The sequence below is a fragment of the Mesorhizobium sp. M4B.F.Ca.ET.089.01.1.1 genome, from assembly GCF_004022605.1.
Classification (GTDB): Bacteria; Pseudomonadota; Alphaproteobacteria; order Rhizobiales; family Rhizobiaceae; genus Mesorhizobium; species Mesorhizobium abyssinicae.
The window spans coordinates 1-4,076 of record NZ_RZOS01000474.1; the positions used below are offsets into that span (position 1 = coordinate 1).

The 4,076-nt window shown below is 61.9% G+C and carries 5 protein-coding genes and 1 pseudogene; all 6 read right to left on the bottom strand.

The annotated features are described in order from the left end of the window. Window positions 1-203: pseudogene (locus EN780_RS28790) on the bottom strand (hypothetical protein); the annotation flags it as partial. 12 nt (window positions 204-215) lie between these two features. Beyond that, window positions 216-1,199: a phage major capsid protein gene (locus tag EN780_RS28795; RefSeq protein ID WP_127310901.1), complete on the bottom strand. Its 984-nt coding sequence runs from the start codon at window positions 1,197-1,199 to the stop codon at window positions 216-218. Between the two features lie 5 nt (window positions 1,200-1,204). Next, window positions 1,205-2,347 (bottom strand): hypothetical protein, encoded by a 1,143-nt coding sequence (locus tag EN780_RS28800; RefSeq protein ID WP_128275983.1) that lies wholly within the window; start codon window positions 2,345-2,347, stop codon window positions 1,205-1,207. Beyond that, a complete protein-coding gene (locus EN780_RS28805) occupies window positions 2,344-2,634 on the bottom strand; it encodes a hypothetical protein (protein WP_128275984.1) in 291 nt (96 codons plus the stop codon). Before EN780_RS28805 ends, EN780_RS28800 begins: the two co-directional genes overlap by 4 nt. A gap of 174 nt (window positions 2,635-2,808) precedes the next feature. Continuing rightward, a complete protein-coding gene (locus tag EN780_RS28810) occupies window positions 2,809-3,168 on the bottom strand; it encodes a hypothetical protein (RefSeq protein WP_128275985.1) in 360 nt (119 codons plus the stop codon). Continuing rightward, a partial coding sequence (locus EN780_RS28815; protein WP_133372752.1) for a hypothetical protein occupies window positions 3,168-4,076 on the bottom strand: 909 nt, incomplete at its 5' end. The genes EN780_RS28815 and EN780_RS28810, both read right to left, overlap by 1 nt.

Consider the following 4,076-nt stretch of genomic DNA (forward strand, 5'->3'; position numbering starts at 1 on the left):
CCGCCGGCAGCGTAGAAGCCGACGACGTTACCCACGACAGCGGCGATTGCGCCGGCGCCCTGGTTGTACTTCACGAAGCGGTAGACCTTGCCGTCATACGCTTCGTAGGTGTCGCCGATCTTCGGAGCCTTGCCGGATTCCGTGCCGGTGAGCTGCGCGGCGGTGAACGTCTTGGTGACGTCGATACCAACAAAAGAGGTCATCGTTCTTGCTCCTTATGCCGCGTCGAAGAGCACGCCCTGAAGCGAGCGGTTCGTGCAGACGACGTTGCCCATCCAGTAGAACGGGATGACAACCGCATCCTGGTTGACGGGCTTCTTCTCGTCGTCCTGCGTCCACTGGGCCTCCTTGTGCTGGTCGACGTAGAGGTAGTCGGAGTTGAGGAAGTAGCCCTTCTCGGCCGTGGTCGTGAAATTCGTGTTGTCGTCGAAAATCACGTCGGCGGTCTTGTACTTCAGGCCGATGAAACCGGACTGAGCCATGTCGGCGTCCATGTACCGCTGGAGCTGCTGCTCGCCGGTCTCGTACAGCGAGTAGAAGTCATGGCTGAACGTGATCAGGTCGGGCTTGTCGGCGCCGCGGTTCAGGGTGAGCCAGATGGCATTCATGTCCGCCTTGAAGGTCGCAGCATTGGCCGCGTTCGGGGTTGCGGCAAGATTGGTGCCGGTGGCCTCGCGGAACTTGTTGCGCCAGAACGTCCACGTCGCGGCGTCGATGCCGCCGACGATGCCTTGGCCGTTGGTCTGGAGGATGTTGGCCAGGCCGCCGATCTGGTTCGCCAGCGAACCGTCGGAGTAGAGGTCGACGGAGAAGTTGTTGGCAGCCGTCTTGAGCGCGTTGTTCTTCTTGGTCTTCACCAGGTTGATCATCGCGAACTTGCCGGAGTTCTGCCGAAGCTCCTTGCCGCTCGACACGACATGCAGCGCGACCTGCGCCCAATCGTACTTGGCGGAGGTGACGACGTCCGAGCCGTTGGTGTTCAGCGTGTCGAGGCCGGCGTAACGCTGATAGGTGCTGTTTTCCGCGTATTCGAGCTGCACCTGGATTTCGGTGCCGCCGTCAAGGTTGCGGATCTTATTCTTCTTCTTCAGCCGGTTGAGGAAGGCGTTGTTCTTCGAAACGTTGTCCGCCACTTCCGTCGCACTGTTGCGAAGGGTGGTGGACACCATTTCAGTAAAGGTAGTCGACGGACCAGCCATCGGGATTAGCCTTTCTGATTGCGGTCGTAGACAGCGGCCAGTTCCTCATCTTCGGAGAGAACCCGAGCCTTGCCCGACGCTGTTGAGGGGATGTTGACGGAGTTGGCGCGCTTGGCCGCGTCGACCTTTCCGGTGTCCTTGGGAGCGGCCGGTTTCGCGGCGGCTGCCTTGGCCCGCAGATCGGGATCGGCGTTGACTGCCATGTCATAGGCCAGGTTGAACACGGCCTCTTTCGAGGCGGTGGCTCCAAGCCGGTCCCATGCATCGTTGATGAAGGTGACCATCCGCTTCTCAGGGATTTCGGAGTAAAGCGGCTTGTCGGCTGACAAGCGGCCCAACTCTTCATTGGCGGCGGCGGTGGCGTCGCGCTCCTGGAGCCTCTGGTTTATGCGGTCGTCGATGTTCGCGGAGTTGTGGACAGATGCGAGCATCTGCTTCAACCCGGCGATTTCCTGCCGCAATTCGCTTTCGCCCTGCTGGATGGTCTGGCCGAAGACACCCGCAATCTTCTCGCGGATGCCATACCCGTCGATGATGCTCATGATCGTTTCGACGGGAGCCTTGTCCATGCTCTGCTGGACGTTGAAAAGATACTCGATCGCCTGGGCAGGTGTGACGACCTTGCCGTCAGCCATCTTCTTGCCGGTGTTCGGGTCGAAGTATCCGCCGTTGCGATCGAGGATTTCCTGGATGGGCTTGTAAACCGACACCTGTCGGCCGTGGTCGGACAGACGGCCTTGAAGCTCCTGCTCGCGCTCGGCGACGAACTTGCGCAGCTCGGCCGGCGCTTTCTCCCAAGCCTGCTTGACGTTCTCGGCAACGCCGCCCTTGATGCCCTGCCAGTTGGCCGGGAGAGGAATCGACCCTGCGTCAGGCGTCAGACCACCGCCGGCCTGTTCCTCTCCGCCACCGCCCTCGGGCGATACCTTGCCGGCGTCAGCTTTCGCATCGGCCTTCTTCTCGGGATTCGGGCTTGAGAACTTACCGTCGTCCCGCTCGGCGCCGTTGTCGCGCTCGTGCTTGTTCCAGATGGCTTCCAGCGCTGCGTCATCGGCCAGGGCCGTCGCGGCATCGTTGTTCACGGCCGCGGCGATGGCGCCGGCCGGCGGGGCGTTGTTGGCAAGGCTTTCTGCGACGGCAGTGCTCATCGAAATTCCTCTGACACCTGAAGCCCCCGCTTCTTGCAGAAGTCGGGGTTGCGAAATTTGCCCTTCGTCGGCGACAGGGACGGCTCGTATTCGACGCAGTTGTTGCGCTTCAGATCATCGCGGCGCTCGGAACGCGACGTGATCATTCGTCCGTCGATCGGCGAGGCGTAGTCCGGGATGTCGGAGATGACGTTCGGCATGACGATCTGGCCGGCGAACGGCTTTTCCATCGGAACGCCGGTCTGCTGGTCGACGAAGATACCATCGCGGAAAACGTACCTGGCCAATTTCCTGTCCTGCTTTTCGGGCAGGTACAGGGTGCAAGGGGTCGATGCGAAACTGTAAGCCGCTTGAGTTCAACTGTGTCGGATGGTCGACGAACTCGATCCGTTCACGAAAAATCTGGCGTACGTTCCGTTTCAGCGCCTACTAAAAAGCTAGAAGTTGTCAGCAATTGTCTGTCAAATGAGCAGAAGCAGGACGGCGTCGTCATCTTCTCGCATGGCCGCCATCTCCCCATCGATCACCATGCGACCAAGACGCCGTTCCAGCGCTGCCGCGTCTGGCATCTCGATCGGCGGGGCCTGGAAGCCGGCGAGCAGCGCTGCGACCACCTCCGGCGAGAGTGCTGGCCATTCGACCGGTTCGACAGGTGCTGCCAAGGGCTCGTCCAGGTCGACAATTTTGCCATCGCGGACGTACTTGATCGGCTTGCGATAGTAGCCGCCGCCTGGCTTGAACAGCGAATCGACGTCGGCGCCATGTGGGCCAAAGTACCGATTGCCGAAATATCGCTTGCCGAAATAGCGATCGGCAAACATCAGCTCGGATCCAGAATGACCGCCAGTCGGTTGCCGTCCTGGTCCACCGAGGCGTTGATGCGGTCCTTCGTGTCGTTGGTATCGCGGAAGATGGCCGTTCCGGTGCCGAGACCATTCGCCTTGCCGAGCAGCGCGGCAGACCAGAGGCGGAAGCCCTGTCGAAGCGTCATGCCTGCCTCGATGCCGGAAGCCCGGTCAAGCAGCGCGTCGGCGTTCTGGTTTGCCGTCGGGATGTCGCCCACAGCAGCGGGCGCGGCTGGCAGATTGTCGGTCTTGGCCTTGATGCCGTTGGCCGTGGACTGCAGCGCCAGCACGTTGTTGTTGATGGTGGTGTCGTTGCCCGACAGGGTGCTCAACTGCGTATCGAGATTGGCCGAAGCCATGCCGATCGCGCCGCGCACGCCGGTAGCATCAAGGTCGTTGAAGCCGGTGATGCCCGTTCCTTTGGCGAGCACGATGTTCGTGCCGGCGGTGAGCACGCGCGTAGCGGTCGACCAGACCGCATCGAGGGCATTGGCCGCGAACTTGGCAGCGGTGATGGCGCCAGCCGCAAAGGTATTCGCGGTGATCGCACCCGAGTTCCAGGCGGTGCCTGCGGCGTGCGTGGTGTTCACTTCCGGGCGGCCCGATGCGAAGGTGCCAGCCGCGCCGCCGAACTGCGTGACGTTTACCGCCGCGATGCCGGCCGAAAGGCTCACTTGGCCAGTGCCCGTGCCGGATGACAGCAACACACTCGCGCCAATGTCTCGAGCCGTCTGTGCGGTGCCTCCAATGCTGCCGACGTCGACACGCCCGTTTGCATCGACGGTCGCAGTCCGGCCGGCGGTAGTGTCGCGCCGAAACAACTCGACCACGCGAGTGACGGGCGCCATGCTCGCCTGCGTGATGCGCACCGCATACTCTTCGGC